Raw genomic sequence first — 26,568 nt, 5'->3', positions numbered from 1 at the left:
TGGAGAAAACCTTTACCAGGGGTAAGACATTGTTCTTATGAATTGAAACAAATGTTTCATTTAAAATTCCAAACACAATTCTCTTGACAACTGCCCTTCTTTAATTTTTTTCCATTGCTTTTCAGGAATTTCAAAAGAAATAAGATTTTTTACTATTTTATTTATATACTCTACTTCATTTAATAAAAAAGCAAGTTGTTCAAGATTATTTGCTTCTTCTGAATCTTCCCAGAAGTTTTTGTATGATTTTTTGTAAAGTTTCTTTACCTCTTCAATAGGTTCTTTAAAAATTTTCTCCCTAAATTCTTTTTTATCTTCTTCGGTAAATTTACTAGAATTTTCTTTAAGAAATTCTATCAACATTTTTACTAATAGTTCCTCATCTTTAGTTGAAATTCTATCAATAGAAATTCCACATAGTTCAATACTTTTAAAAACTTCAATTTTTTTAAACAAACTAAAATAAGGATTATTTTTCCACTTCCAAAAAAGATCTCTTGTATTCTCCCATCTTTTTATTATAAAGCTAATTGGTAAAAATTTAGAAAAAAAATTTTCTAAAAATGAACCTTGTGAATATGAATATTTAACTAACTTTTTAAATTGGTTTCTGATGAAAGACCGACTTACATGTTCGCAAAGTAAATTTAATATAAAAAAATAAAACTTTAATACAAAAAAATTTTTTAGAAAAATTTCTTTTTGTTTTTCTTTTAAAGAATTGGACTGGTACTCATAAAATTTTAAAAAATTATTAAAATTTCTTATTCGAAATAAATAAGAGCAAATTTCAACTGTTTGGCGGGATTCAAAATATTTAGATATATGTTCCAACTTTTCAAAAACAAATAAATATACCTTTTCAGGATCTAAGTTTTTTATTTCATTAATTGCTTCTTTAAAAAGAGATCCTAAATACGATTTAGGATAAGTAATGATTTGTGGCAAGCATTTTTCGATACTTTCAAAATAAAGTTTAATATTTATTAGAGATGTCGAATTTTTTATTAAAAATTCTCTTGCTTTCCTATACTCTTCTTGACATATTATCATTTGAGTTATTTCTTCTTTTTTATCTATAAAATTTTATTCATTTTTTATAAAAATAATAACTTAAGTTACTTTTTATTGCTAAGCTCAAAAATTATAAATTCCGTACTAGAAACTTCAGCTCTCCGCTCTGGCTAATAAGAGTTTTTAAACGTTTTTTTAAATTCTCTTCCGGGCTATTAGTAATAAAAATTCCCAAAGCTTTCCTCTTTATAGACTTATTAAATCCGCTTCAATATATTTCCTAAGTAGCAGTTTTTACAAATGCTTCTTTATCTTTAAACTCTACAATCTTTAAGCCAAAATGTTTATCCTTTTAATTTTAAAATTTAATTTTTTTCAGTTCTCAAAAACATATCAAAAATAATAAAAAACTTTTTACTTTAAAAATTATCACAAAAATTTTTTATAAAACTAAAGTCTAAATAATACAAAATGAAAAAACAAAAATAAAAGGAATAACGCATAGAAGTAAAGGAATTTCTTTAATTAATCTTTCTAAACCTTTCCATATTTTTTCATTCTGTAAATTACCTGTAAATTCAATATAAAAAATATGATTTTCACAAGTTAAAGCTATATGTCTAAAAATTGGTTTTAATTCCTTACATATATGCTCAAATATTTTCCTCTGCTCTGGATCTTTTTCATAAAAATATACAAAATCGCCTTCTTCTATTTTTTTAAGCTTTTTTATGTTATATATTTTAGGCATAAAAAGAGCTTTTTTAATTATATGAAACTCCTGCTTTACCGGGAAGTTAAGATAAAAAAGAAGCTGAAGAGAATCCCTTCTCCCCAAAATCAAAGAAATTGGAAGCCACAGGGCTGATTGCCTTGGAATGAGCCTTAAGTTTACATAAACTTTTTTAAAATTTTCTACTTTATATTCTCCAGCAAACCCTATAGAACCTCCTAACCAGGTATATGTTTGATCTAATGGTTTTAATGTTTTTTCAAGTTTCTCAGCTACTAATTTAGCTAATTTAGTGTTTTTTCTTACGCCCCAGTAAAAACTACTAATGAGAAAAATAGTTATTATTAGAAGTATCCAGAATAAATTCACTTATATTACCTCTTTTACCCAATATCTTGCAAGTTCTAAAAAATCTTCCTTTTCCAGTTGGAACCGATTTTTAATAAAAGGCAAAAAGACAATTTTAGATTCAGAAAAAGATTCCTTAAACAATTTCTCCTCAACCTCTGCTATTCCTGCTTTATTTATCAGAACCAGCTCTAAATTAAATTTCAGTAATTTCAATTTTGATTTTATTCTTTCGCTTTCTTTTAATGAAAGTTTATCCTGATTTAAAATAAGAATAAATTTGGTATTTTTATCCTTAAATAGTTCATTCATATCCTGCATAAGTTTGAGATGCATTTCCAGTTCTTTTAAAATTTTGTCTTCTTTAATTTCAGGTATTTTTTCTTTTCTAATATCAGCTATGATTTTTCTTTTATCCAGTATTTTTAATCTCCACTCTTTTAAAGCTGTAAGCCATTTCAAATTTACTTGAGGAAGTGCAAGAATTCTTAATGTAAAACCTGTAGGAGGAGTATCAATGATGATATAATCATGCTCCTGTTTTTCTATTATCTCATGAATAGCATAAAGTATAGCACTTTCTTCTATTCCAGGAGAAAGTTTCATTATATCAAAGATCTTTTCCATTTGAGTAACTTGAAGCTGTTTATAAAGCTGTTTCATTTTTTTAGCATTTTTTTCTAAATACTTTTTAAGAAAATTCTCAATATCTATTTCCTGAACCCATAAATTTTTATAAATTTTTGTTTTTTTGGAGAGCTTTTCTTTTTTGACTATATCACCAATATTATGGGCAGGATCAACAGAAAACCAGAAAACATCCTTTCCTTCTTCAGCCAACCAGAAGGCTAAAGATGCAGAAATTGTAGTTTTACCAACTCCGCCTTTACCTAAGAATATGAAAATTTTCTTCATTATATATCTGCCAGATCAAACCAGAAAGCTGCAAAATCATCAAAAAATTTTGATCTTGATAACATAGTAATTATTTCTTTTTCTGAATAAGGTAAAAGAGAAATACTTATAAAAGGTGAAAAAGAAGGAAATCCCATAAGAGAGGCAAAAAGTATCATTCCAAAAGCTCCCTCAAGGTCTTTTAGCTCTGTCTCTATATGATCTATACTTTTTTCTTTTACTCCTTCTTTTATTCCACTAAAAATTTGTTTAAGAATTTTTATAACTTCGTCAAAATTCATGTGATTCTACTTTCTTTTCTTTGGTTGTAAGATAATCAAATATTAAAATAAAATTAAGAATTAACATAATAACCATCACTATTCCAAGAATATAAGCCATAACATGGCTTTTGTGCATATAGGTAGGTACTGCTTTTATAAGAAACCATATAAGGGCACATGTTACAGTTATCCAAAGGAACATAGCAGGTATTATCACCATAGTTCCTTTTGTCTTTTGAATTTTTACCACCCAGGCAGCTGCTGTAAGAAGAGCAATAGAAGCAAGCATTTGATTTGCTCCTCCAAAAGCAGGCCATATAACAGTCCAAGCACCACTCCAGGCAAACCAAATTCCTATAATGGCAGGAATAAGAGAAGCAATCCATCTATTTGTTAAAATTTGAGAAATAGAAAAAGAAACCTTTTCTAATGGTTCAGCCAGTTCTGTAAGGGTGTATCTTGCAAGTCTATTGGTGGTATCAAGAGTGGTTAAGGCAAAAGCTGCTACCCACATGGAAGCAAGAATGATTATAAGTTCCTTAGAAAGTCCAAATACTGCATTAACAGCTGTTCCATAAGATTTAGAAAAAAAGGCAATAGGGCCTCCTATATTTTTTTCAATTTTTATTATATTTGTAGCAAAATCTGTTTTTAAAAGTGCTACTTGTTCCGGACTAAGCACAGAAAATCCATAAGTTGCTATAGAAGTTACAACAATTGTAGAAACTAAACCCTCAGCAAGCATCCCACCATAGCCAATAAAAAGTCCTTCTATTTCTTTAGAAAGTTGTTTTGAGGTTGTTCCTGAGGCTACAAGGGAATGAAAACCAGAAAGTGATCCACATGCTATAATAAGCACAATAACAGGCCAAAAAGGAGTGGGTTGCCCTGCTACAATAATCGGGCTGAAACTTGTAAAAGCAGGAAAAGAAATTTTAGCTGTAGTAAATATTAGAGATATTCCTCCCAAAACAAGACCAGCTACAAGAAGCCAGGCATTCATATAATCTCTTGGTTGAAGAAGGAACTGCACAGGTAAAGAAGCTGCAATAACAATGTATAAAAGAAAAATTATCATCCATACACTATAGGGAGCTTTTATAGGATAGTATTTACCTATAATAACAGAAAGTATCAAACAAATTATTGCAAAGATTGTCCCAACAGAAAGGGGGATTCTTAATTTATACAACATAATTCCTAAAACAACAGCACCTATAGTTTGAATAAGGCAGGCTGTAGGAATTGCGGGTTGATGAACAAAAAGTTTACCTAATACTGCTCCAAAAGCAGCTACAACCAATATAAGAGCAAAAAGTATAAATATTGCAAATACATAACGGGTCCTTTGTTTTATTACTTTTCCAGCGATCCAATGGACAGAGTGACCATCATAACGAACTGAACTCATCAAAGATAAATAGTCATGCACAGCACCAATAAAAATATTACCTAACCAGATCCATAAAAGAGCTGCTCCCCATCCCCAGGCTATTCCTATTGCTGGGCCAACAATAGGAGCTGCACCTGCAATTGAAGCAAAATGGTGACCAAAAAGCACATATTTATTAGCAGGAACATAATCAATACCATCATAAAGTCTATAAGCTGGTGTAGGCTTGTCACTTACTTTTACAATATTCTTAGCAAGATACCTTCCACAAATCAAATAGAAAAATGTATAAAGTAGGAGACCAGCAATAACCACAATACTTATCGGCACATTAAACCTCCTGTTAAGGATTGTTTCTGTTATAATTTAATTTAAAAAAATAATATATTTCTAATTTTTTATTAAGCAATATAGCTTTCAAATTTCTAATAATAAATATATTTTTGAAAACAGAAAAAATTAACAAAAGATTGGTAAAATAAATAGAAATGGATAAAATAGAAAGATTAAATACAACATTGATATAAACATTGATATAATAAATATTATATTAATAAAAAGTTTTATTTAAAAGGTGAATTTTTTAAAACGCATTGAGAATCAAACTTTAATAGCTATCTTTTTAGCTGTTCTGATAGGAATATCTTTTCCTTCTATAATTTTAAAGTTTTCAGTTATTGGAAAAGTTTTTTTAAAATTATTAAAAATGGTAGTAACCCCTTTGATATTTACTTCAGTATTTACAAGTCTTTTAAACTTAAAGAGCTTTAAAACTCTGGAACGGGTAGGTATAAGAACTGTTATATATTACTTAAGCACCACTTCTCTTTCTGTTTTGCTTGGGCTTTTCATAGTAAACATTATTAAACCTTCAGCTGAAATAAAAATTCATGAAATACCTAAATTAAAAACCATTTCTCTTGAAGATCTTGTGCTTGGATTATTTCCAGAAAATATTGTAAAAAGTTTTGCCTCTAACGAAGTTATTCCTATTATTTTCTTTGCTATAGTTTTAGGCTTAGCAGCTTTAAAAATAGGAAAAAAAGCTCAACCACTAAATTCATTTTTTGAAGCTTTAAATGAATCTCTTCTTATTCTTACTCGTGGTATTATTCAATTAACACCAGTAGGGGTCTTTTTCTTGGTAGGCTCTTTAGTGGCTAAAGAAGGCTTTGCTCTTCTTCTTTCTCTCTGGAAATATGCTGGAACCGTGATCTTAGGGTTAGCTATCCATGGTTTGATAATCTTACCATTTATTCTTTACCTATTTACTCAAACCAATCCCTGGCAATACTTTCTTTGTATCCGAGAAGCACCTCTATTAGCTTTTTCTACAGCCTCAAGTTCAGCTACTCTTCCTGTAACTATTGAAGTGGCTGAAGAAAAAGCAAAAATAAGATCAGAGATAGCTGGTTTTGTTTTACCTCTTGGATCCACTATTAATATGGATGGAACAGCTCTTTATGAAGCTGTAGCTGCTATGTTTATTGCTTATTCTTATGGATTAAAACTTACCTTTTTTCAGCAGTTTTTGATTTTTATAACTGCGGTTTTAGCCTCAGTAGGAGCAGCAGGTATCCCAAGTGCAGGACTGGTCACCCTGACCTTAGTTTTTCAATCAGTAGGACTTCCTCTTGAGGGTTTAGGATTGATTTTAGCAGTGGATAGATTTTTGGATATGCTGCGAACCAGTATAAATGTCTGGGGAGATTTAGTAGGAGCCAAAATTATAGACCATTGGCTAAATAAAGAGAGGGCCCACTCAATTGTTTAATTTTTCTATTTCTATTCAGTATAACTATTTATCTAATAATTTTTTTTCAATTTCTAAATAGTCTCCGCTCTGAACAATTAAGCCATTTTTGTCAAATTTAGGATATTTATTTTGTCTTTTCCTTTGCCTATAAATCTGGGATTAACTTTTTTCAAAAATTTATAATTATAAGCTCCTTTCCTAAGAGTTCCATAAACAGCTATAACAGTCGTATCTTTTTTATAATAAACCATTTTTGTAAAATTTTTTAAATAATTTTGTTAAAGTTTTTTCTTTAAATTAAAAATTAAACTATTAAACTATTCAATTTTTAGTTATTTTATTATAATTATATAATGAAATGATAAAAATAGGTGGAGTTGGATCAAATATAATAAATAATTTTCAAAAAAATTTTCAGGATATTACGCAAAAATTAGAAGAGCAAAAAATTCGTCTTATTATACAAAAATTAAGGCTTAAAGAGAAACAGGTTATTGCTCATGAAATGGCACACAAAGCAGTAGGAGGTAGATATACTGGAGCTGTCCATTATACCTATACTCGCGGTCCTGACGGTAAATTTTATATTACAGGAGGAGAAGTAAGTATAGATACATCAGAAGAACCTGATCCTGAAGATACTATTAGAAAAATGGAAATAGTAAGAGCAGCAGCTTTAGCACCTGCAGACCCCTCTCCTCAGGATATACGAGTAGCTCAAATAGCTACTATCAAAGAAATGAAAGCTCGCCAGGAGCTGGCTAAACTTAAAGAACAAGAAAAATCTCAAGGACAGGAAAAACCTCTTCTTTCAGTAAAAGTTTAGAAAAAATACAGATCCTGTTGATTAAACCCTACTATTATTTCTTTTTCTGAAATTTTCTCTAATGATAACACTTTAAAAGTATAATTTTTATATTCTATATGAATTAAATATTCTCTTCCCAGAGGTTCAATTACTTTCACTCTGGCTAAAATGTTGTAATCTGCAGATTTTGGATTTATTTTTAGATGTTCTGATCTTATTCCAATAATAATTTTACCTTCTTTTATAAATTCCTTTTTATCATCAGGAATTTTTATTTTTAAATCTCCAAGCAAACTATATAATTTTTTATCTTCTTCTAAAATTTCTGTTTCTATCAAATTTATAGGAATAGTCCCTATGAATTTTGCTACAAATAAATTTTTAGGATTTTTATATAAATCCTCTGGAGAACCAATTTGTTCTATTTTCCCTTTATTCATTACAGCAATTCTATCTCCCAAACTCATAGCCTCTATTTGATCATGAGTTACATAAATAGTGGTTATTTTAAGCTCTTTTTGAAGGAATTTTATTTCAGCTCTGGCGTTTATTCTTAGTTGAGCATCAAGATTTGAAAGAGGCTCATCCAAAAGCAAAACAGAAGGTTTTCTTACCAGAGCTCTGGCAATAGCAACCCTTTGCTTCTGACCTCCGCTAAGTTCTGAAGGTCTGGCAAATAAAAGGTCTTTTATCTCAAGCATTTCTGCAATTTTTTCCACTTCCTTTTTTATACTATGTTTGTCCAATTTTTGAATCCTCAGAGGAAAGGCTATATTTTCAAAAACATTTAAATGAGGATAAAGTGCGTAACTCTGAAAAACCATAGCTACATTCCTATCCTTAGGAGGGATAAAAATCTTTTTTTCTTTAGAAGCTACCAGTTTTTCTCCAAAATATATTTCTCCTGAGCTTGGTTTTTCCAATCCTGCTATAAGATTTAAAAGAGTGGATTTTCCACATCCACTTGGACCCAAAATTACAAAGAACTCTCCTTTCCCAATCTCAAGATTTATGTTATTCACAGCTTTAACTCTTCTGCGAGGAGAGATAAAAGTTTTGGAGAGATTTATTAATTTTATTTTCATTCTTTAAGTCCTCCTCTGGTTAGCCCCTGAATAATATATCTCTGGAAAATAAGCGTAATTAAAATCACAGGAATTAAAGATAGTATAGAAAAAGCCATTATACTTCCCCAAGGTAATTCTCCATGAAGCCCTTGAAATAAGGCTACTCCTACAGGAACAGTTCTGGCGTGATAATCAATAGTAAGCATTAAAGCAAATAAAAATTCATTAAAAGCAAATAAAAAAGAAAGTAAACCTGCAGATATAAAACCTGGCTTGGATAAAGGTAAAATAATTTTTATAAAAATCTGAAACCAATTACATCCGTCTATTAGAGCAGCTTTATCAAGTTCCTTTGGAATTTTTGAAAAATAGCTTACCATAATCCAAAGAGACAAAGGCAAAGTCCAGGCTATATAAGGAAAAATCAAAGCTAAATAAGTGTTTATAAGGTGCAGTTTATTCATAAATTTAAAGAGATATCCTACAATGGTTATTTGAGGGAACATAGAAGAAGCAAGAATAAAAAGCAGAAGAAAAAATTTAAAAGGAAAATCCAATCTTGAAATGGCATAAGCTCCAAGAGAAGCAATAAAAACAGATATGAAAGAACTTACTGCTGAAATTATTAAGCTATTTTTAATGTAATCTAAACAATGTAACGATGGATCTTTTAAAATTTCTATATAATTTGAAAAAGAAAATCTAATTTTATCTAAAGAAGTAATATCCCAGCTGGTGCTAAAACTTATCACAAGCATATAGAAAAAAGGCATAAGACAAAAAGATAGAATTGAAACAGCAGTAATAACAAATAAAAATTTAACAAATTTTTCTTCTCTCATAAAATTTCCTGTTCAAATTTCCCAAATTTTATGTAAAGTAAGGATATAATAAAGGAAATAAGAAAAAGAATAATAGAGATAGAAGAAGCGTATCCAAAGTCTCCAGATAGAAAGTATTTATAAGCATAAAGAGAAAGGGAAGTAGTGGATCCTCCAGGTCCTCCTTTGGTAAGCACATAAACCAGATCAAAAATACGTATAGCATCAATGGTTCTAAAAAGCAAAGCAATAATAAGAATAGGTTTTAAAAGCGGTAGAGTTATTTTTGAAAATCTTTGCCAGACATTAGCTCGGTCTATCATAGCCTGAAAATAGATTTCTTGTGGTATAGCTTGAAGCCCTGCAAGTAAGATGATAGCTACAAAAGGGGTGGTCTTCCATACATCAGCAACTATAAGAGCAAAAAAAGCAGAAAAACCAGTTTCAAGCCAGTTAACAGGCTCGTTTATTAATCCAGTTTTTAAAAACAAAAAATTGGCTAATCCATAGCTGTAATTATAGATTAACTCCCACAATCTGGCAGAAACTACCGCAGGAATTACCCAAGGTAAAAGCACACAAACTCTTATAAAACCTCTATAAGGAATATTATAATTTAAAATTAAAGCAAAAATAAGTCCTAAAATAATTTCAGCTGGTACTGATACTATAATAAAAAGCAATGTAAATCTTAAAGATTGCCAGAAACCAGCGTCTTTAAAAAGATAAAAGTAGTTTTGAAGAAAGATAAATTTTTTATTTAAAAAAGTAATATCTTTAAAAAAGCTATTTATAAAAGTTGCTATTATAGGAATAAAAACAAAAAGTAGAATAAAAATTGCAAGAGGAGTTAAAAATATTAAAGCTGTTTTAATTTCGCTTTTATAATATGTTTTCATTTTTCATATCTGTTTACTATAAGATTAATTTCTTTTTCTGCCTGAGCCAAGGCTTTAGCAGGTTCTATTTTACCTGCCAGTGCTCCATTTATATATCTTTGTAAAGTCTCTGAAATTAAAGGATAATAAGGGACTTTTGGTCTTGGTACAAGATTATTAAAAATAACCCTAAGTTTTTTAAAATGTGGTAAAGTTTTTAAAATCTCTTTATCCTTATAAACATCAGTTCTGGCAGGATTCCAGCCTAAATTTAAGGCTAATTCTTTTTGAACTTTATAAGAAGTAACAAATTTTACAAATTTCCAACTTGCTTTTTTATTATCAGAATATTTTGAAATTCCTATATGCCAGCCTCCAAGTGCTGAGGTACTTTTACCACCTTTAAAATGAGGTAGTTCCGTAATATCTATTTTATTTTTAACAGGAGAATTTTGGGCTTGGTGGAGCATCCAGGCATAAGGCCAGTTTCTTTCAAACAAAGCATTTCCTTTTTGAAAAAATATTCTTGTTTCCTCTTCTTTCATCTCAGTAAAAGTATTAGGGGGAGAAATTTTATACTTATGAATAAGATCTTTCATAAATTCCAGAGCTTTTATATTTTGAGGAATATTTAAAATAATTCTACCATTTTTAAAAAAAATTCCTCCCTTATTAGAAGTGGCTATTTCTAAAAAATTACAAACCAAGCCCTCATACTGAGCTCCCTGCCACACAAAACCATAAAAATCTGGATTTTCTTTTTTAATAATTCTTTGAATTTTCAAAGAGTAATCAACTAAATCTTCCCAGGTTTGAGGGGGATTTTTAAATCCAGCTTTTTGAAGAAGATCTTTCCTATAATATAAAATCCCACCGTCTATGTAAACAGGAAGAGCTATAATATTTTGGTGATATACATCTACAGTTTTAATTACATTTTTAAAAAATCCTTTTAAAATCTGGGAGTCTCTTTTTAAATAAGAATTTAAAGGTTCTAACCAATGGGAAGCTGCAAATTGAGGAATCCAGACCACATCCATTAAAAAGACATCTGGATCTTTATTTTTAGAAGTTAAAGCTATTACTAAACCTTGTCTTCTTTGTTCTGTATCTGCAGGTTGTTTTAAAATTTCAACTTTAATACCTGTTTCTTTTTCAAACTCTTTAGCAAGTTTATTCCAGAAAGCAACCTCATTAGGAGCTCCACCTACCATAAAAGTTATTTCATTTTTCTTTTTACCTTGACACCCTAAAAGAAGAAAAAGAAATATCAAAAGAATTAATTTTTTAAAAATTTTTCCTTTCAATTTAATTATCTTAAGCTTAATAAAATTTTTAAAAACTTTAGATACTGCTTGCTGAGGATAAATTTCTCGAGTATTCTCATTACAACCTATAAATATTGTAATTTAAAAATACAAACTTATTTAGTTATGTTTAATTTAAAAAAATTTTAAATATTAATCTTTAATTATCAACCTTTGGGTTTAGACCTTTAAATATTAAAAAATTTGGCAAGGTTTATTTTATATTAAATTTATCAATTAATTTTTGGTAGTAATTTTAAAATTAGTTATTAAAATATTTTATATGAAATCCTTAATAGAGGAGGTTTTTTATGAAATTTTATAGAACCTTACATCCCAGACCTGTTGCAATTATAGGAAGTGGAGATACTAATAAAGAAATCAATTTTATGGCTTGTTCATGGATCACCCCTATTGCTGAGGATATTTCTGCTCTTGGATTTGCCTGTGATAAAGGGCATTATACTTATGAGTTGATTCAGAAATACAAACAATTTTCTGTTAACATAGTTGAGGATTTAGATTTAATATGGAAAGTTGGCACCTCAAGTGGAAAGGAAATTAACAAAGCTGAAACTTTTAATATAAAGTTTAAATCTGGAAAAGCTTTAAGTGTTCCTCTTATAGAGGGAGCCTTAGCCAATTTAGAATGTAAAGTTATAAAAGATGTAGAAATTGGAGAAGTTATGTTTTACATAGGAGAGGTAAAACATTGGAAAGCCCAAAATTTTGATGAATACGGATATAAAGAATTCTGGAAAGTTCCTCTTCATAAAAGTGGAAAAGCCTTTGCCTTTCCTTCTAAAAAACTGCGGTTTCTCAAATAATATAAATGCGGATTTATACCCTGGGAACTTCTAATCGGAGTATAGAGGAATTTCTGGAAATTTTAAAATCTTATCAAATTGAAGCTGTAGCAGATGTAAGAAGATGGCCAGGATCTCAAAGATTTCCTCATTTAAAAAAAGAAAACCTTAAAAAATTCTTAGAAACAAAAGGGATAGAATATTTCCATTTTGAAAAACTTGGAGGATATAGAAAAGAGGGATATGAAAAATATATGGAAACAGAAGAATTTAAAAATGCTTTGCAGGAGCTGATAGATCTTGCCAAAATTAAACTTACCTGTATTATATGTGCAGAAAAATTTCCCTGGAAATGCCATAGAAGATTTATTGCAAAAATTTTAGAAGAAAAAGGAATAGAAGTTTTACATATAATTGAAAAAGATAAAAATTGGAAATCTAAGAGTAAAAATCTATGCGAGTTGCTATTGATACAGGTGGAACTTTTACAGATATAGTTTATTTAGAAAATAACATCCTTAAAAGTGATAAAGTCTTTTCTACTCCTTCTGATCCATCCTTAGCTATCTTGGAAGGTATTTCCAGAATAGACCCATCTTTAAAAATAGAGACTCTTATTCACGGAAGCACTGTAGGAACCAATGCCTTTTTAGAAAGAAAAGGAGCTAAAATTGCCTTTATAACTACTTCTGGTTTTGAAGATATAATTTTTATAGGAAGACAGAATCGTCCTTCTCTTTACGACTTTTTTGTAGAAAAACCCGCTCCTATAGTTTCTCAGGAAAATTGTTTTGGAATAGAAGAAAGAATTAATGCTAAAGGAGAAATTTTAAAACCTCTTAAAGATTCTGAAATACAAAGATGTTTAAACTGGCTGAAAGAAAAGGATATAAAATCCGTAGCTGTATGTCTCTTGCATTCTTACCTTTATCCAGAGCATGAAATTCGTTTAAAAAAGGCTTTTTTGTCTCTTAATTTACCTATTAGCATTTCTTCAGAAATTTTGCCTGAATTCAGGGAATATGAAAGAGCCTCTACCACCGCTATAAATGCCTATTTAAGCCCTGTGATGGGAAGATATTTAAATAGGCTAAAGAAGAAACTTTCAAATATAAAAATTTATATTCAGCAATCTAATGGAGGATGGCTTACAGCAGAAGAAGCTTCCAGATTTGCCTGTCATACTATCCTTTCAGGACCTGCTGGAGGAGTAGCAGGAGCTTATATCTGGGCTAAAAATCTGGAAGAAAATAAAATTATTACTTTTGATATGGGAGGCACTTCCACTGATGTTTGTCTGGTGGATGATAAAATCCCTTTTACCAAAGAATATATGATAGATGGATATCCTTTAAGTATTCCTGTTATTGATATACACACTGTTGGAGCTGGAGGAGGCTCTATTGCTTATATTGATACAGGTGGTGCTTTAAAAGTAGGTCCTGAAAGTGCAGGAGCAGATCCAGGTCCAGCCTGCTATGGAAAGGGAAATAAACCTACTGTTACAGATGCTAATTTAATTCTTGGAAGAATACTTCCTGAAGCTTTCCTGGGTGGACGTTTTTCTCTTCAAAAAGAAAGATCTGAAAAAGCTATTTTTGAATTAGCTAAAAAACTAAATCTTGGACTTGAAGAAACTGCTCTTGGAATTATTCAGGTAGCTAATATCAATATGTGTAGAGCTTTAAGAAAAGTTTCCTTAGAAAGAGGATATGATCCTCAGGAATTTGCTTTATTTTGTTTTGGAGGAGCAGGAGGACTTCATGCCAGCACATTAGCTAAGGAACTGGGTATTAAAAAAGTAATCATACCCAAGCTTGCAGGAAGTTTTTCAGCTTTTGGACTACTTGTTTCTCCTCCTATAAAAGATTTCTCCCGCACTATCTGGATTAAAGCAGAAAAAAAGAAAAAACTCCATGATTTTATAAAAATTTTAACTGCAGAAGCACAAAGTTATATTAAAAATATTGGTTTTGATCCGCAGGATTTTGATACGGAAATTTTTCTTGATATGAGATATAAAGGACAGGGCTTTGAATTAACTATACCTTTTACTGAAAACTATATAGACCTTTTTGAAAAAGAGCATCTTAAGCAGTTTGGTTATCTTTCTAAGGATTTTCCCGTTGAAGTTATTACTCTAAGAGTGAGAATCAGAGGAAAATATGCTGAAAATTCTTGGAAGATAGAAAAAGGAGAAGAAAAATATCATCTCAAGCAGACTAAGGTATTTACTGAAAAAGGTTTTATAGAAGTGCCAGTGATAGACTGGAATAGCTTAAAAATAGGAGATAGCTTTAAAGGACCTGCTATAATTTTAGAAAATTTTACTACAGTTTGGGTTGAACCTGAATTTATAGTAAAGGTAAAAGAAAATTATACTTTGGTGCTGGAAATATTATGAGGGCTATTGAACTTGAAATTTTTAACAAGCTTTTTTCAGCAGTAGCAGAAGAAATGGGAATTGTCTTGAGGCGTTCCTCTTTTTCTCCTAATATCAGAGAAAGATGCGATTTTTCCTGTGCCATTTTTGATTTCAAAGGAGAACTTGTGGCTCAGGCTTCTCATATTCCTGTGCATCTTGGAGCTATGCCTGAAACTATGAAAGAGGTTCTTCCCAGATTCGACTGGAAGCCTGGAGATATTATTATTACCAATGATCCTTTTTGTGGAGGGACGCATCTTCCTGATATTACCCTTATTAAACCTGTTTTTCTGGAAAACAAGCTTGCTTTTTTTCTTATCACCAGAGCCCATCATGCTGATATAGGTGGAAAATTTGCAGGATCAATGGCTGTATCAACTCATATTGATGAAGAAGGAATAAGAATTGAACCAACCTATCTTTTTAAAGAAGAAAACTTGGAGGAGAGTTTTTTTAATAATTTACTTAAAAAACTTCGCAATCCTCAGGAAAGACAGGGAGATTTTAAAGCTCAAATAGCTTCTTTAATAAGAGGAGAAAAAAGACTTCAGGAAATGCATCAAAAATATGGTTTAGAAAAGCTTTTTAATATGGCTGAAGCTCTTAAAAATTATTCTCAAAAAGCTATGGAAAACCTTCTTGAAAAAGTTCCAAAGGGTTCTTATGAGTTTACAGATTACCTGGATGATGATGGATGCGGAATAGAAGATATTCCTATTCATGTAAAAGTGAGTTTTAGAAATAAAAAAGTTGTAGTTGATTTTAGGAAAAGTGCTTCTCAGGTTAAAGGTTGTGTAAATGCACCAAGAGCTGTTACACAGGCTGCAGTTTATTATGTTTTTTTATGCCTTTTAAACACTCTTGGAGAATATCCTTTTAATCAAGGGTGTTTTAGACCTATAGAAATTTTAACAGAAAAAGGAACCATTGTAGATGCAGTTTATCCTGCTGCTGTTGCTGCTGGAAATGTAGAAACTTCTCAAAGAATAGTAGATACTCTTTTAGGTGCTCTTTCGCAAGCTTTACCAGAATTAATTCCTGCTGCAAGCTGTGGTTCTATGAATAATATAGCTATAGGAAATGACAATTTTGCTTATTATGAAACTATTGGCGGAGGTATGGGAGCAAGACCAGGAAAAGATGGTCTTAGCGGAGTACATACCCACATGACCAACACTTTAAATACTCCAATTGAAGCTCTGGAACATGAATATCCTATGCTAATAGAAAGATATTCGCTACGGAAAGGCTCAGGAGGAAAAGGGAAATATAAAGGGGGAGAGGGCTTGATAAGGGAATATAAATTCCTTTGCGATGTAACTGTTACCCTTTTAACAGAAAGAAGAAAATATGCTCCTTATGGATTGCAAGAAGGTGAAGCAGGAAGTAAAGGTGAAAACTGGTTTATAAAAAAAAGCGGTGAAAAGATGCAATTAGCTGGAAAAGTAAATCTCAAGGTTTCCTTAGGGGATAAGCTTCTCATATTAACTCCTGGAGGCGGAGGATTGGGGAAAAACCTGTAAATACGCCACAAATTTTCATAATATAAATATCTTATTCATTTGAAATTTTCTCCTGTCCAACAATAATTTGCCCTAAGGCTATACCTCCATCATTTAAAGGCACTTTCTGAGGTAAAAAGACCTCAAAACCAGCTTTTTTAAACTTCTCCCACAACCCTTTTAAAAGCACTCTATTTTGAAAAGCCCCTCCACTTAATATTACTTTTTTAATTCCGTAGATTTCTTTTAGTCTTTCCACCACTTTGAAACTAACTTCTATTAAAGCCTGATGAAAGGAAAGAGCAATTTCAGAAGTGGGAACATCTTTATCTTTTAGTTCTATTAATTTCTTTATAAGCTCCTCTGTAGAAATTATTATCTCTTCCCCTTTTTCTTCAAAGGGCACTTCTATTTTCTGAAATTTTTGTGTTTTTAGGGATTCCTCTTCAAGTTTTTGAGCTGCTTCTGCCTCTGTGCTAATAACCTCGGCAATTCCAAGAATAGCAGATACTCCATCAAAAATCCTTCCAATACTACAAGCTTCAGGAGAGTTTAATCTCTTCTGTAGCATTTGTAAAATTATATCTACAGGGTATTTTTCCTTAAGTAATAAATAATCCAGAGAAATTCCTGCCTGATAAAGAAGAGAAAGGCCTATACGCCATACTTCTTTTATAGCCTTTTCTCCACCAGGAAGCATAAAATAGGAAAAATGCGCAACCCTTTTAAATCCTTTTCTATCAGCAATTAAAAACTCACTTCCCCAAATTTTGCGATCTATCCCAAAACCTGTTCCATCAAAAGCAATGCCAATTACAGGCTCTTTTAAATTGTGCTCAGCCATAACCGAAACTATATGAGCATGGTGGTGTTGAACCTTTAAGCGTCTTTTATCTTCTGCAAGCTCATCAGCAAGATAAGTAGTGAAATAATTAGGATGCATATCCGAAATAAAAACCTCTGGATGAACATCAAAAACCTTTAAAAAATGTGCTACCGCCTCTTTATAAACTTTTTGAGTAATAAAGGATTCTAAATCCCCAAGATACTGGCTCAAAATAACAATGTTATCCTTAGCAATAGCAAAGGAATTTTTAAGATCTGCACCAGAAGCAAATAAATGCACAGGGGTCTTTTTTTTCATTAAAAAAGGAGCAGGAACAAAACCCTTAGAACGACGAATAAAAAAAGGTGTTTCATCTAAAACAAACATTACACTATCATCACTATGAGCTACAATTTCCCTATTATAGGTTACAAAATAATCAGCAATATCTTTAAGTCTCTCAAAAGCCTCCTCATCTTTAAAACATATAGGCTCATCAGAGAGATTTCCACTTGTCATAACCAGAATCAAATCTTTATCCAGAGAAAAAAGCATATACTGGAAAGGAGTATAAGGAAGCATAATACCGATATAGGTAAGGTAAGGAGCTATATAACGGCTTACAAGCTTTTTTTTCTCTTTTAAAATAACAATAGGTCTCTCTTTTGAAAGAAGAAGTTCCTTTTCCTTAGGTGAAACATATAAAAATTCTTCTATTTTTTCAATACTTCCTGTCATTAAAGCAAAGGGTTTAAAAGGTCTTCTTTTTCTCTCCCTGAGTCTAAAAACAGCTTCGTCATTTGTAGCATCACAGGCTAAATGAAAACCTCCCACACCTTTTATAGCTACAATACAACCTGCTTTAAGAAGTTCATAAGTCTTTTGCACGATTTCATCAGTATCTTCAGAAATTAATGTTTTATCATTTTTATATAAAAAAAGATGGGGACCACAAGCTGGACAGGCTGTGGGCTGAGTGTGAAAACGACGATTAAAAGGATCTTCATACTCTTTCTTACACTCTGAACACATGGGAAAAGGAGCCATAGAAGTGTTTTCCCTATCATAGGGAATATCTTTAACAATACTGAATCGTGGTCCGCAATGAGTGCAGACTATAAAAGGATAATGATATCGCCTGTCATTTGGATCAAAAAGCTCTTTTAGACACTCTTTGCAAAGGTTTGTGTCAGGAGGAAGGAAGGTTGTTTTTTTGTCAGTTTTCCTACTTTTTTCTATCCAAAATCTGGTATAACCCTGTAAGGGTCTTTCTTCAATCTTTATCTCCTGAATAATAGCAAGAGGAGGAAACTCTTCTTTTATTGCCTTTACAAATTTGTTTAAATTTTCCTCTTCAGCCTCTGCTTCTATGGTAACTCCTTCTGTATCATTTAGTACATATCCTTTTATGTTGTGTTCAAAGGCTAACCGATAGATAAAAGGACGAAAACCAACTCCCTGAACAATTCCATTGATCCTTATGAGAAAGTGCTTTAGCATCCTTTTTAGATTACACCTTTTACAACCTGAGCCTATTGTAATCTCAAGAAGCCCTTTTTTATTACATCCTCAAGTTCTTCTTTCCATTCTTTTATTTCTATACCAAGCTCTTTACATATCTTTGCATTGCTCATTGCGGAAAATTTCGGCCTTCTCGCAGGAAGATTAAAATCCGCCTGATAAGCAGGATAAATAAACTTCTTTATTCTTTTAATCCTGAAAAATTCCTTTGCCCACTCATAACGAGAGCAATATCCAGAGTTTACAAGGTGATAAAGCCCAGTTAACTCAGCTTCAAGAGCCTTTAAAGTCACTTCAACTATTGTTCTCGTAGATGTGGGAACTGAAAACTCATCGCAGGCAATTCTAAGGTAGTTCTGAGATTTTGCCCACTCTGTTAGCTTGTAAAGGAAGTTCTGTTTGCCTTCACCGTAAACCCAGCTTAAACGGAATATAAGATACTCTTCCATTTGCTCCTGAATAAAATGTTCCCCAAAAAGTTTACTTTTACCATATTCGTTTAAAGGGTTAGGCTTATCTTCTTCGGTGTAAAGTCCTTCTTTTGAACCATCAAACACATAATCTGTTGAAAAGTGAACAAGCTTAGCTTTATAATTGTTACATGCAAAAATTAAATTAGCTACTCCTAAAGAATTAACTTTTATAGCCTCAAAAGGAAAGCTTTCTGCCCTGTCAACCAGATTATAAGCTGCACAATTTATAACAATAGAAGGTTTTATTTCCTTGAAAGCTTCAATAACTTTCTCAAAGTTGGATATATCCAATTCTTGTTTTGAAAAAGCTACAAAATCTTTTTCCATCTCTTCCAGTTTTCTTAAAAATTCTTTTGCAAGTTGACCTTTCGCTCCTGTAATTATTATTTTCATCTTAAAGATCTCCCTTTTCAAACTTTATATTTAATATCCCCCCATACATTTCAAGCTCTTTTATCAGGTTATACCATTTTTCAAGTTCCGTATACCAATCAAGTGTTATAGTTTGAATTGTTTTATCAATTTCGCCAGATTCAAGTTTTTGAATAATCTCTTTTACTCCATCTTCTGCTTTTCTTTTTGGTGTCCAGTTAATTACATTTTTTATCTTTTTAAAAGATACTCTATAACTCCTTTTATCGGGGTCTCCGTACCACTCTATATCTACGCTTTTACCTGTCTCTTTTTCCACCAACTCAGCAACTATTTTCCCGAGCTCGCCTATTTGATAGTTTAATTCATCTCCACCTACATTAAAAATTTCTCCATTTATTTTTGTTTCATCTGAAAATTCTAAAAATTTTATAACTGCCTCTGACACATCTTCTATATGTACAAATGGTCTGTATTGACTTCCATCTCGCATCAATGGAAGCCTTCCTGTTTTCCATGCTCCGTAAGTCATTCCATTTATAGCAAGGTCAAATCTCATCCTTGGACTATATCCAAACACAGTAGAAAATCTAAGAACAACCACAGTAAAATTTTTATCAGCTAAAGGAATAATATCTTTTTCTGCTTGAAAGTTTGCTTTTGCATAAGTTGTTAAAGGATTTACAGGAGAATTCTCATCCACTATATCTTCCTGAAAGCCATATATACTGCAGCTTGATGGAAAAATATACTTTTTTACACCAAACTTCTTCCCAAGTTTTGCAGTTCTTACTCTTGAATAATGATTAATTTGCCAAGTTGCCTCATTAAATCTCTCCCCCGTGGGATCATTAGAAATAGCCACTAAATCAACTATGTAATCTATCCCTTTAAAAATTTCTTCTGGCATAACTCTTGTGTCTTCTTTTATTAGTTCTAAATTGGGATGAGGCTTTAATTTTTCCATCCCAAAGAAAAATCTATCCACTGCTTTTACCTTATAGCCTCTTTCCAAAAGCTTTGGCACTAAAACAGAACCTATGTACCCTCCTGCTCCTGTTACTAACACTTTCTCCATTATTTACCCCCTTCATACACAAAATTAATCTCATCTATTATCTCCCTTAAAAACGGTGCGTTTTTATCTTTTTCTGAAAGAATTGGCTCCTTTATAGGCCAGTTAATCTTTAATTCCGGGTCATTCCACCTAATAGCCCTGTCATGTTCTGGAGAATAATATTCATCCACTTTGTATAAAATTTCGGTATTTGGAACAAGGGTTAATATCCCATGGGCAAATCCTTTTGGCACAACTATCTGCCTCTTATTATACTCGCTTAAAATCACACCTATCCACTTCCCAAAAGTAGGACTCCCCTTTCTTATATCCACTACCACATCATAAATCACTCCTTTTAAACACCTTACCACCTTAGTTTGAGCTTTTGGATTCAATTGAAAATGAAGCCCTCTCAAAACTCCTGCCTGCACACTCAAAGAATGATTATCCTGCACAAAATCAAAAAAAAGCCCAATCTCCTCAAAATCCCGCTTGTTATAGCTCTCCATAAAAAATCCCCTATGGTCTTCAAACACAGTTGGTTCTAAAATGTAAACCCCTTCAAGCTCGGTCTCAATTTTCCTAAATTTTCCCATCTCTATACCTCCCTTTTCATTCAATAAAATTCTCTACTATCCATTTTGTAAAAGGATAAGCCGCTGTAAAAGCAGGCGAAACTGCATTTAAAATATGCACAGAATTTTTATCTTTTTCCACTATAAAATCCTGCACAAGCTCTTTTGTCTTTACATTCAAAAGCTGAGCCCTGATCCCTGGTATTCCCCACTTTGTAAATTTCCTCTTATCTATTTTTTTCACTAATTTGATGGCTTCATTTATCAAATAGCTTTTTCTATACTTCTTAATTTCTTCAAATGCCAGGTTTCTAAATCCAAAAGAATTAGTAATAAAAAGAATGGCTTCCCATTTAATTATTTCCAGAAGCTCTTTAATATTAAATTTATCAAATCCTTTATAATTCTCCCTCCAAAAAGCTGGTGTTGCTGTGGGGCCAATTTTAATCTTTCCATCAACTTTTATAGTATAATGCACACCTAAAAAAGGATTTTTTATATTTGGCACTGGATAGATATTTCTTTTTATAGGTTTATCACTTCCAGTATATTCCAGATATATTCCTTTAAAAGGAATTATTACATAATCTTTTGAAAAACCAAACTCTTTTGCTATCTTATCTGCGTAAAGTCCAGCAGTATTTATTAGCTTTTCATACTGAAAAACAAACTCTCCTGCTCCAATTTTTTTCTCATCAATTCTTCTTTGATAAGGAGTGTTTAAAAAAAATTTAATTCCTGCTTTTTCAAGATTAAATTTTAAATGCGAAAGAATTTCCACAGGATCTACTGTTGCTGTAAGTGGAGACCAAAGGGCTTTTTTATACGTCCTGGCATTTGGTTCAAACTTCTCAAGCTCTTTTTCCTCTATTACTTCAAGAGGGACACCATTTCTATCTCCTCTTCTCTTAAGTTCAAAAAGCGTTTCAAGCTCATTTTCATTTTTACATACTACTACCTTCCCACACTTATTAATTTTTAAGCCATACCTTTCACAATATTCTCTCCAAAATAAACATCCATTTTTGGTAAATCTGGCTTTTAAAGAATCTGCTGTATAATAAAAACCTGCATGTAAAACTCCGCTATTCCTGCCACTTGTGTGAGCTCCTATCCCAATTTCTTTCTCTATTATTGCTATTTTTGCATCAGGATACTTTTTTTTTAAATTTTTAGCTAAGGTTAATCCTATGATACCTGCTCCAATAATTACAAAATCAAACTCTTTTTCTTTCATTTTGCAAGTTCTATCAAATACTTCCCATATTCTGTTTTAGCAAGAGGCTTTGCAAGCTCAAGGAGCTTTTCTTTATCTATCCAGCCATTTCTATAGGCTATCTCCTCTATACACCCTATCATAAGTCCAGTCTTTTTCTCAATCGTTGCCACAAACTCCCCTGCTTCAAGAAAACTATCATGCGTTCCAGCATCAAACCAGGCAAAGCCTCTACCAAGAAGCTTTACCTTAAGCCTACCGCGGCGTAAATATTCCTCATTAACAGAAGTGATCTCAAGCTCCCCTCTCTCTGATGGCTTTACATTTTTAGCAATCTGAACTGCCTCATTGTCGTAAAAATACATCCCTACTACAGCATAGTTTGACTTTGGCTTTTTAGGCTTCTCTTCAAGAGAAATAACATTTCCCTTATCATCAAACTCCACAACTCCAAATCTCTCAGGGTCTTTTACATAGTAACCAAAAACATAGGCACCACCACTTTTCTCAATCTCATACCTTGCTTCATTCATTATCTTCACCAGATCATGACCAAAAAAGATGTTATCCCCCAGCATATAGCAGATATTATCATTACCAATAAAATCTTCAGCCAGAATTAATCCCTCAGCTAATCCATTTGGTCTTTCCTGAATTTTATACTTAATATTTATTCCAAGATGTGAACCATCTTTAAAAAGTTTTTGGAAAATTACCAAGTCTTCAGGATTTATAATTAAGAGAATATCTCTTATCCCAAGAAGCATTATCAGAGAGAGAGGATAATAAATCATAGGTTTGTTATAAATTGGCAAAAAATGCTTGTTTATTGCCACTGTAACTGGATAAAGTCTTGTTCCACTACCACCTGCAAGTATTACGGCTTTCATAACCCAACTTCCGTTTATTATTCTATCTTATAATAATCCTAAATTATATCTCTGAAAATGCAAGAAGTTATGGATTTAAACTTCAAGCAATAAATGGTAATTATCGGCTTTTAAGTAATTTAAAAAAGAAATTTAATATAAAAGATATGGCTCTGGGAAAAACTTCCAGAGCCATATCTTTTGAGGTTTATTCTTCGGGTTTTTTAATCCAGGGCATCATAGCTCTTAATTTTTTACCAACTTCTTCAATAAGATGCTCTCTCTCTTTTCTTCTTAAAGCGTTTAAAACAGGTCTTCCTGCTTGATTTTCTAAAATCCATTCTCTGGCAAATTCACCGGTTTGAATTTCTTTTAAAATCTTTTTCATTTCTGCTCTTACCTGGTCATTAATAATTCTGAGACCTCTGGTTAAATCTCCATATTCTGCGGTATCGCTTATAGAATATCTCATAAAAGCAAGCCCACCTTCATAAATAAGATCAACTATAAGCTTTAACTCGTGTAAGCATTCAAAATAGGCTATTTCTGGCTGATAACCTGCTTCTACTAAAGTTTCAAATCCAGCTTTAATAAGTGCAGAAACACCTCCACAAAGAACTACCTGTTCTCCAAAAAGGTCTGTTTCAGTTTCTTCTTTAAAAGTAGTTTCTATTACTCCTGCTCTGGTTCCTCCTATTCCTTTGGCATAAGCAAGTGCTTTAGCAAAGGCTTCTCCTGTAGCATCCTGATGAATAGCTACTAAACAAGGCACGCCTGCACCTCTTTCAAACTCTCTTCTTACAAGATGTCCAGGTCCTTTAGGAGCAACCATAGCAACATCTACATCCTTAGGAGGAACAATCTGATTAAAATGAATATTAAACCCATGAGCAAAAAGAAGCATTTTCCCAGGTTTAAGAGCAGGAGCTATTTCAGTTTTGTAAACCTCTGGTTGGGTTTGATCTGGAAGGAGAATCATTATAATATCTGCTTTTTCACAGGCTTCTTTTACAGTAAGGGGCTCAAAACCATGTTCTTTAGCTTTTTCCCAGCCTCTTCCTCCTTCTCTAACGCCAACAATTACATTTAAACCAGAATCTCTAAGATTTAAAGCATGAGCATGTCCCTGACTTCCATAACCTAAAACTGCAACCACCTTATCTTTTAAAACAGATAAATCTGCATCAGCATCTCTGTAAACCTTCATCACTAACCTCCTATAAGGAATTTTTAAGTAAATTTATTTAATTATATTGCTTTTTAAATATTTTTCTACAATTTTTTCTGATTCTTCATTATTTTTTATAAAAAACAATTCTTTGTAAAGTTTAGCACAATCTTGAAAAGAAAGCTTATCTACCATTTGAATAGCTTTTAATTCTTTTTTAAGATGAGGAAAAGGTTCTTCAGGAGTGGGAAGAAGTTCTTCCTTGGGTATTATTTTTATATATATTAAAGATCTTGCAGCAAGAAGATTTTCTTTTTCTTTATTTTCCTTTCTTTTTAAGATATATCTGAGTGTTAAAAGCTCTCCTGGAGGAAAAACCCAGGCTTTTCCTATAAGAGATTTTAAAACTTTCTCTAAAAGATATTTATGAGAAATTCTCCAGGTTTTTCCTAAATGGATATGAAGAAGCTTTTTAAAATAAACATGGATAGTACCTGCTTCTATGTAAACTTTTCCTTTTTCAGGAAGAAGTTTAATAATAGCCTGAGCTCTTAAATAATCTCTTAAACGAAATCTTTCAGCATCAGCTTTGGAAAAAGTTTTAACTGCTTCTATAATATTCTCAAAGCTATCTTTTAACGAAACTTTGTAATATTCCAGAAGTTTTCCTATAGCTTTATTTTCTACCTGATAAATTTCTTTTAACTCTGGAGTATTTATTATTTTTTCTATATTATTACCATTTTCTAATTCTTTTTGAATAAAAGCTACTTTTTCTAAATATGGTTCTACCTGAAAGATTTTTTTACCTTTTTTATATAAACCACGAAGAATTTTAAGGCTTTCCTTTATAAAGGTGGGAAACCAGAAATCAGTATTTTTAAGGTATTCTTCTATGCTAATTTCTTCTTTTAAAAAATTTTGAAAAAGTTTATTTGGTGGTTCTTCCAGAATAATAATATCGTGTTGAGACATAAGTTTTTCAGCAAAAGGAAGAGTTTCTACTCTATGAGGAGAAAAAGCCACAGTGACTAATCTGTCCATATTTTAAATTATAGCACAAATTACAATAACCCCAAACTATTTTCTAATTTAGAACCATTTTAAAAATTACCACTTACGAAGTGGTAATTTTTAGGTTGACAAAAGGGAAAAAGGTGTGGTATTATTAAAAAAATTTTTTAGAGGTTGAAAATGCATTATTTTGGATACAAGAATGGAGAGCTCTATTGTGAAGAAGTTCCTATAAAAAAAATTGTAAAAGAAGTTGGTACCCCCGCTTATATCTATTCTGCCAAAACCATTCGCAGACATTTTAAAGTATTTGATAGCTCCTTTAAATCAATAGATCATATTATTTGCTATTCTGTGAAAGCAAACTCTAATATAGCCGTACTTTCTGTACTAAAACACCTTGGAGCTGGAGCTGATATAGTTTCAGGAGGGGAGTTAAAAAGGGCTTTAAAAGCAGGTATCCCTCCTGAAAAGATAGCTTTTTCTGGAGTAGGAAAAACTCTTGAAGAAATGGAAATGGCTCTATCTGCTGGAATACTAATGTTTAATGTGGAAAGTCTGGAAGAGCTTGAAGCCCTTGCAGAAGTTGCTAAAAAACTTAATAAACCTGCTCCTTTTGCGTTAAGAGTAAATCCTGATGTAGATCCCCAAACTCATCCTTATATTTCTACAGGTCTAAAAAAGAACAAATTTGGCATTCCAGAAGAATTAGTAATACCCATCTATAAAAAAGCTAAAGAAAATCCCTATTTAAAACCTGTAGGTTTAGATGCTCATATCGGATCTCAAATAACCTCTATTGCTCCTTTTAAAGATGCTTTATATAGACTGAAAAAAATCTGGGAAGAATTAATAAATCTCGGGCTTGAACCCAAATACCTGGATCTTGGTGGAGGATTAGGTATAATTTATAACGAAGAGGAACCTCCTTTGCCTCAGGAATATGCTGAAGCCATTATTCAGGAAGCTAAGGATCTTAAAGCTACTATAATTTTGGAACCTGGTAGAGTAATTGTAGGAAATGCAGGAATTTTAGTTACTAAGGTCCTTTATACTAAAGAAAACATATCTAAAAAATTTGTTATTGTAGATGCTGGAATGAATGATCTTATAAGGCCCGCTTTTTATCAAGCTTATCATAAAATAATTCCTGTGGAAGAAACCTTTGCTGAAGAAGAAGTTGTAGATGTAGTAGGTCCTATTTGTGAGAGCAGTGATTTCTTGGCAAAAGAAAGAAAACTTCCCAGAGTTAAAAGAGGAGATCTTCTCGCTGTTATGAGTGCAGGTGCTTATGGTTTTGTAATGAGCTCTAATTATAACTCCAGACCAAGATGTCCAGAAATTCTGGTAGATGGAAATAAATATTTTGTAGTACGAAGAAGAGAAACTATAGAAGATCTCATTGCTTTGGAAAGTATTCCAGCTCCATATCTTTAAT

General features: G+C 31.8%; 25 protein-coding genes. 7 read left to right on the top strand and 18 right to left on the bottom strand.

Annotation, left to right across the window (positions count from 1 at the left end):
* Window positions 1-60 precede the first annotated feature (60 nt).
* From CC87_RS03725 to CC87_RS03705, 5 genes are all read right to left on the bottom strand, one after another.
* On the bottom strand, window positions 61-1,053 hold the full coding sequence (locus CC87_RS03725; RefSeq protein ID WP_038056245.1) for a hypothetical protein: 993 nt from the start codon (window positions 1,051-1,053) through the stop codon (window positions 61-63).
* Between the two features lie 418 nt (window positions 1,054-1,471).
* Complete coding sequence (locus tag CC87_RS03720; protein ID WP_038056243.1) at window positions 1,472-2,116, bottom strand: hypothetical protein; 645 nt, start codon at window positions 2,114-2,116, stop codon at window positions 1,472-1,474.
* Window positions 2,117-3,010: an ArsA family ATPase gene (locus tag CC87_RS03715; RefSeq protein ID WP_051920517.1), complete on the bottom strand. Its 894-nt coding sequence runs from the start codon at window positions 3,008-3,010 to the stop codon at window positions 2,117-2,119.
* Window positions 3,010-3,291: a DUF7990 family protein gene (locus CC87_RS03710; protein ID WP_038056241.1), complete on the bottom strand. Its 282-nt coding sequence runs from the start codon at window positions 3,289-3,291 to the stop codon at window positions 3,010-3,012. The genes CC87_RS03715 and CC87_RS03710 overlap by 1 nt, the downstream gene beginning before the upstream one ends.
* A complete protein-coding gene (locus tag CC87_RS03705) occupies window positions 3,281-4,996 on the bottom strand; it encodes a carbon starvation CstA family protein (protein WP_038056239.1) in 1,716 nt (571 codons plus the stop codon). The genes CC87_RS03710 and CC87_RS03705 overlap by 11 nt, the downstream gene beginning before the upstream one ends.
* 244 nt (window positions 4,997-5,240) lie before the next feature.
* Here CC87_RS03705 and CC87_RS03700 point away from each other — a divergent pair, with 244 nt between their 5' ends.
* Window positions 5,241-6,440, top strand: a complete 1,200-nt coding sequence (locus CC87_RS03700) for a dicarboxylate/amino acid:cation symporter (protein WP_051920515.1) — start codon at window positions 5,241-5,243, stop codon at window positions 6,438-6,440.
* A gap of 77 nt (window positions 6,441-6,517) precedes the next feature.
* Here CC87_RS03700 and CC87_RS09000 read toward each other — a convergent pair whose 3' ends face one another.
* Complete coding sequence (locus tag CC87_RS09000; protein WP_156955571.1) at window positions 6,518-6,673, bottom strand: hypothetical protein; 156 nt, start codon at window positions 6,671-6,673, stop codon at window positions 6,518-6,520.
* Window positions 6,674-6,780: 107 nt separating this feature from the next.
* On the opposite strand from CC87_RS09000, the gene CC87_RS03695 reads away from it, so the two are divergent.
* Window positions 6,781-7,248, top strand: coding sequence for a putative metalloprotease CJM1_0395 family protein (locus CC87_RS03695; protein WP_038056237.1), 468 nt, complete (start codon window positions 6,781-6,783; stop codon window positions 7,246-7,248).
* Here CC87_RS03695 and CC87_RS03690 read toward each other — a convergent pair.
* The 4 genes from CC87_RS03690 to CC87_RS03675 are packed head-to-tail and all read right to left on the bottom strand — an operon-like array spanning window position 7,245 to window position 11,303.
* Complete coding sequence (locus CC87_RS03690) at window positions 7,245-8,315, bottom strand: ABC transporter ATP-binding protein (RefSeq protein ID WP_038056235.1); 1,071 nt, start codon at window positions 8,313-8,315, stop codon at window positions 7,245-7,247. The genes CC87_RS03695 and CC87_RS03690 overlap by 4 nt on opposite strands.
* Complete coding sequence (locus CC87_RS03685) at window positions 8,312-9,139, bottom strand: carbohydrate ABC transporter permease (RefSeq protein WP_038056233.1); 828 nt, start codon at window positions 9,137-9,139, stop codon at window positions 8,312-8,314. Before CC87_RS03685 ends, CC87_RS03690 begins: the two co-directional genes overlap by 4 nt.
* The gene (locus CC87_RS03680) at window positions 9,136-10,017 is read right to left on the bottom strand and encodes a carbohydrate ABC transporter permease (RefSeq protein WP_038056231.1); all 882 of its coding nucleotides are present in this window, start codon (window positions 10,015-10,017) and stop codon (window positions 9,136-9,138) included. The genes CC87_RS03685 and CC87_RS03680 overlap by 4 nt, the downstream gene beginning before the upstream one ends.
* Window positions 10,014-11,303: an ABC transporter substrate-binding protein gene (locus CC87_RS03675; protein ID WP_051920513.1), complete on the bottom strand. Its 1,290-nt coding sequence runs from the start codon at window positions 11,301-11,303 to the stop codon at window positions 10,014-10,016. The genes CC87_RS03680 and CC87_RS03675 overlap by 4 nt, the downstream gene beginning before the upstream one ends.
* Before the next feature lie 311 nt (window positions 11,304-11,614).
* Here CC87_RS03675 and CC87_RS03670 point away from each other — a divergent pair, with 311 nt between their 5' ends.
* The 4 genes from CC87_RS03670 to CC87_RS03655 are packed head-to-tail and all read left to right on the top strand — an operon-like array spanning window position 11,615 to window position 16,057.
* Window positions 11,615-12,130 (top strand): flavin reductase family protein, encoded by a 516-nt coding sequence (locus CC87_RS03670; protein ID WP_051920511.1) that lies wholly within the window; start codon window positions 11,615-11,617, stop codon window positions 12,128-12,130.
* A 5-nt stretch (window positions 12,131-12,135) separates the two neighbouring features.
* Entirely contained in the window at window positions 12,136-12,606 is a 471-nt protein-coding gene (locus CC87_RS03665) for a DUF488 domain-containing protein (protein WP_038056229.1), read from the top strand.
* A complete protein-coding gene (locus tag CC87_RS03660) occupies window positions 12,564-14,513 on the top strand; it encodes a hydantoinase/oxoprolinase family protein (RefSeq protein WP_038056227.1) in 1,950 nt (649 codons plus the stop codon). The genes CC87_RS03665 and CC87_RS03660 overlap by 43 nt, the downstream gene beginning before the upstream one ends.
* Window positions 14,510-16,057 (top strand): hydantoinase B/oxoprolinase family protein, encoded by a 1,548-nt coding sequence (locus tag CC87_RS03655; protein ID WP_038056226.1) that lies wholly within the window; start codon window positions 14,510-14,512, stop codon window positions 16,055-16,057. The genes CC87_RS03660 and CC87_RS03655 overlap by 4 nt, the downstream gene beginning before the upstream one ends.
* Before the next feature lie 31 nt (window positions 16,058-16,088).
* Here CC87_RS03655 and hypF read toward each other — a convergent pair whose 3' ends face one another.
* The 8 genes from hypF to CC87_RS03615 all read right to left on the bottom strand — a co-directional run bounded on the left by hypF (window position 16,089) and on the right by CC87_RS03615 (window position 25,160).
* A complete protein-coding gene (gene hypF, locus CC87_RS03650) occupies window positions 16,089-18,362 on the bottom strand; it encodes a carbamoyltransferase HypF (RefSeq protein WP_038056224.1) in 2,274 nt (757 codons plus the stop codon).
* Window positions 18,363-18,394: 32 nt separating this feature from the next.
* The gene (gene rfbD / locus CC87_RS03645) at window positions 18,395-19,249 is read right to left on the bottom strand and encodes a dTDP-4-dehydrorhamnose reductase (protein ID WP_038056222.1); all 855 of its coding nucleotides are present in this window, start codon (window positions 19,247-19,249) and stop codon (window positions 18,395-18,397) included.
* A gap of 1 nt (window position 19,250) precedes the next feature.
* Window positions 19,251-20,306, bottom strand: coding sequence for an NAD-dependent epimerase/dehydratase family protein (locus CC87_RS03640; protein WP_038056220.1), 1,056 nt, complete (start codon window positions 20,304-20,306; stop codon window positions 19,251-19,253).
* A complete protein-coding gene (gene rfbC, locus CC87_RS03635) occupies window positions 20,306-20,884 on the bottom strand; it encodes a dTDP-4-dehydrorhamnose 3,5-epimerase (RefSeq protein WP_038056328.1) in 579 nt (192 codons plus the stop codon). Before rfbC ends, CC87_RS03640 begins: the two co-directional genes overlap by 1 nt.
* A 16-nt stretch (window positions 20,885-20,900) precedes the next feature.
* A complete protein-coding gene (gene lhgO / locus CC87_RS03630) occupies window positions 20,901-22,100 on the bottom strand; it encodes an L-2-hydroxyglutarate oxidase (protein WP_038056218.1) in 1,200 nt (399 codons plus the stop codon).
* Window positions 22,097-22,969: a glucose-1-phosphate thymidylyltransferase RfbA gene (gene rfbA / locus CC87_RS03625; RefSeq protein WP_038056216.1), complete on the bottom strand. Its 873-nt coding sequence runs from the start codon at window positions 22,967-22,969 to the stop codon at window positions 22,097-22,099. Before rfbA ends, lhgO begins: the two co-directional genes overlap by 4 nt.
* 187 nt (window positions 22,970-23,156) lie before the next feature.
* Complete coding sequence (gene ilvC, locus CC87_RS03620) at window positions 23,157-24,155, bottom strand: ketol-acid reductoisomerase (protein ID WP_038056214.1); 999 nt, start codon at window positions 24,153-24,155, stop codon at window positions 23,157-23,159.
* A 33-nt stretch (window positions 24,156-24,188) separates the two neighbouring features.
* Window positions 24,189-25,160, bottom strand: coding sequence for a hypothetical protein (locus CC87_RS03615; protein WP_038056212.1), 972 nt, complete (start codon window positions 25,158-25,160; stop codon window positions 24,189-24,191).
* A 150-nt stretch (window positions 25,161-25,310) separates the two neighbouring features.
* Between CC87_RS03615 and lysA the strand changes: the two genes are divergently transcribed.
* Complete coding sequence (gene lysA / locus CC87_RS03610) at window positions 25,311-26,567, top strand: diaminopimelate decarboxylase (protein ID WP_038056209.1); 1,257 nt, start codon at window positions 25,311-25,313, stop codon at window positions 26,565-26,567.
* Window position 26,568: the final 1 nt, after the last annotated feature.

Origin of the sequence: Thermodesulfobacterium hydrogeniphilum, from assembly GCF_000746255.1 — a bacterium.
GTDB classification, from domain to species: domain Bacteria; phylum Desulfobacterota; class Thermodesulfobacteria; order Thermodesulfobacteriales; family Thermodesulfobacteriaceae; genus Thermodesulfobacterium; species Thermodesulfobacterium hydrogeniphilum.
The sequence above is the reverse complement of the archived record's forward strand: the minus strand, read 5'-3'. Positions and strand labels throughout refer to the sequence as shown.

Excerpts from the sequence above, each read along its gene's own strand:
- CC87_RS03640 (WP_038056220.1), bottom strand. The coding sequence starts at position 20,306 with ATGGAGAAAGTGTTAGTAACAGGAGCAGGAGGGTACATAGGTTCTGTT.
- CC87_RS03695 (WP_038056237.1), top strand. The coding sequence starts at position 6,781 with ATGATAAAAATAGGTGGAGTTGGATCAAATATAATAAATAATTTTCAA.
- CC87_RS03670 (WP_051920511.1), top strand. The coding sequence starts at position 11,615 with ATGAAATTTTATAGAACCTTACATCCCAGACCTGTTGCAATTATAGGA.
- rfbD (WP_038056222.1), bottom strand. The coding sequence starts at position 19,249 with ATGAAAATAATAATTACAGGAGCGAAAGGTCAACTTGCAAAAGAATTT.
- lysA (WP_038056209.1), top strand. The coding sequence starts at position 25,311 with ATGCATTATTTTGGATACAAGAATGGAGAGCTCTATTGTGAAGAAGTT.
- rfbC (WP_038056328.1), bottom strand. The coding sequence starts at position 20,884 with ATGGGAAAATTTAGGAAAATTGAGACCGAGCTTGAAGGGGTTTACATT.
- CC87_RS03660 (WP_038056227.1), top strand. The coding sequence starts at position 12,564 with ATGCGAGTTGCTATTGATACAGGTGGAACTTTTACAGATATAGTTTAT.
- rfbA (WP_038056216.1), bottom strand. The coding sequence starts at position 22,969 with ATGAAAGCCGTAATACTTGCAGGTGGTAGTGGAACAAGACTTTATCCA.
- lhgO (WP_038056218.1), bottom strand. The coding sequence starts at position 22,100 with ATGAAAGAAAAAGAGTTTGATTTTGTAATTATTGGAGCAGGTATCATA.
- CC87_RS09000 (WP_156955571.1), bottom strand. The coding sequence starts at position 6,673 with ATGGTTTATTATAAAAAAGATACGACTGTTATAGCTGTTTATGGAACT.
- hypF (WP_038056224.1), bottom strand. The coding sequence starts at position 18,362 with ATGCTAAAGCACTTTCTCATAAGGATCAATGGAATTGTTCAGGGAGTT.
- CC87_RS03725 (WP_038056245.1), bottom strand. The coding sequence starts at position 1,053 with ATGATAATATGTCAAGAAGAGTATAGGAAAGCAAGAGAATTTTTAATA.
- CC87_RS03685 (WP_038056233.1), bottom strand. The coding sequence starts at position 9,139 with ATGAGAGAAGAAAAATTTGTTAAATTTTTATTTGTTATTACTGCTGTT.
- CC87_RS03615 (WP_038056212.1), bottom strand. The coding sequence starts at position 25,160 with ATGGACAGATTAGTCACTGTGGCTTTTTCTCCTCATAGAGTAGAAACT.
- CC87_RS03655 (WP_038056226.1), top strand. The coding sequence starts at position 14,510 with ATGAGGGCTATTGAACTTGAAATTTTTAACAAGCTTTTTTCAGCAGTA.
- CC87_RS03665 (WP_038056229.1), top strand. The coding sequence starts at position 12,136 with ATGCGGATTTATACCCTGGGAACTTCTAATCGGAGTATAGAGGAATTT.
- CC87_RS03680 (WP_038056231.1), bottom strand. The coding sequence starts at position 10,017 with ATGAAAACATATTATAAAAGCGAAATTAAAACAGCTTTAATATTTTTA.
- CC87_RS03710 (WP_038056241.1), bottom strand. The coding sequence starts at position 3,291 with ATGAATTTTGACGAAGTTATAAAAATTCTTAAACAAATTTTTAGTGGA.
- CC87_RS03690 (WP_038056235.1), bottom strand. The coding sequence starts at position 8,315 with ATGAAAATAAAATTAATAAATCTCTCCAAAACTTTTATCTCTCCTCGC.
- CC87_RS03715 (WP_051920517.1), bottom strand. The coding sequence starts at position 3,010 with ATGAAGAAAATTTTCATATTCTTAGGTAAAGGCGGAGTTGGTAAAACT.
- ilvC (WP_038056214.1), bottom strand. The coding sequence starts at position 24,155 with ATGAAGGTTTACAGAGATGCTGATGCAGATTTATCTGTTTTAAAAGAT.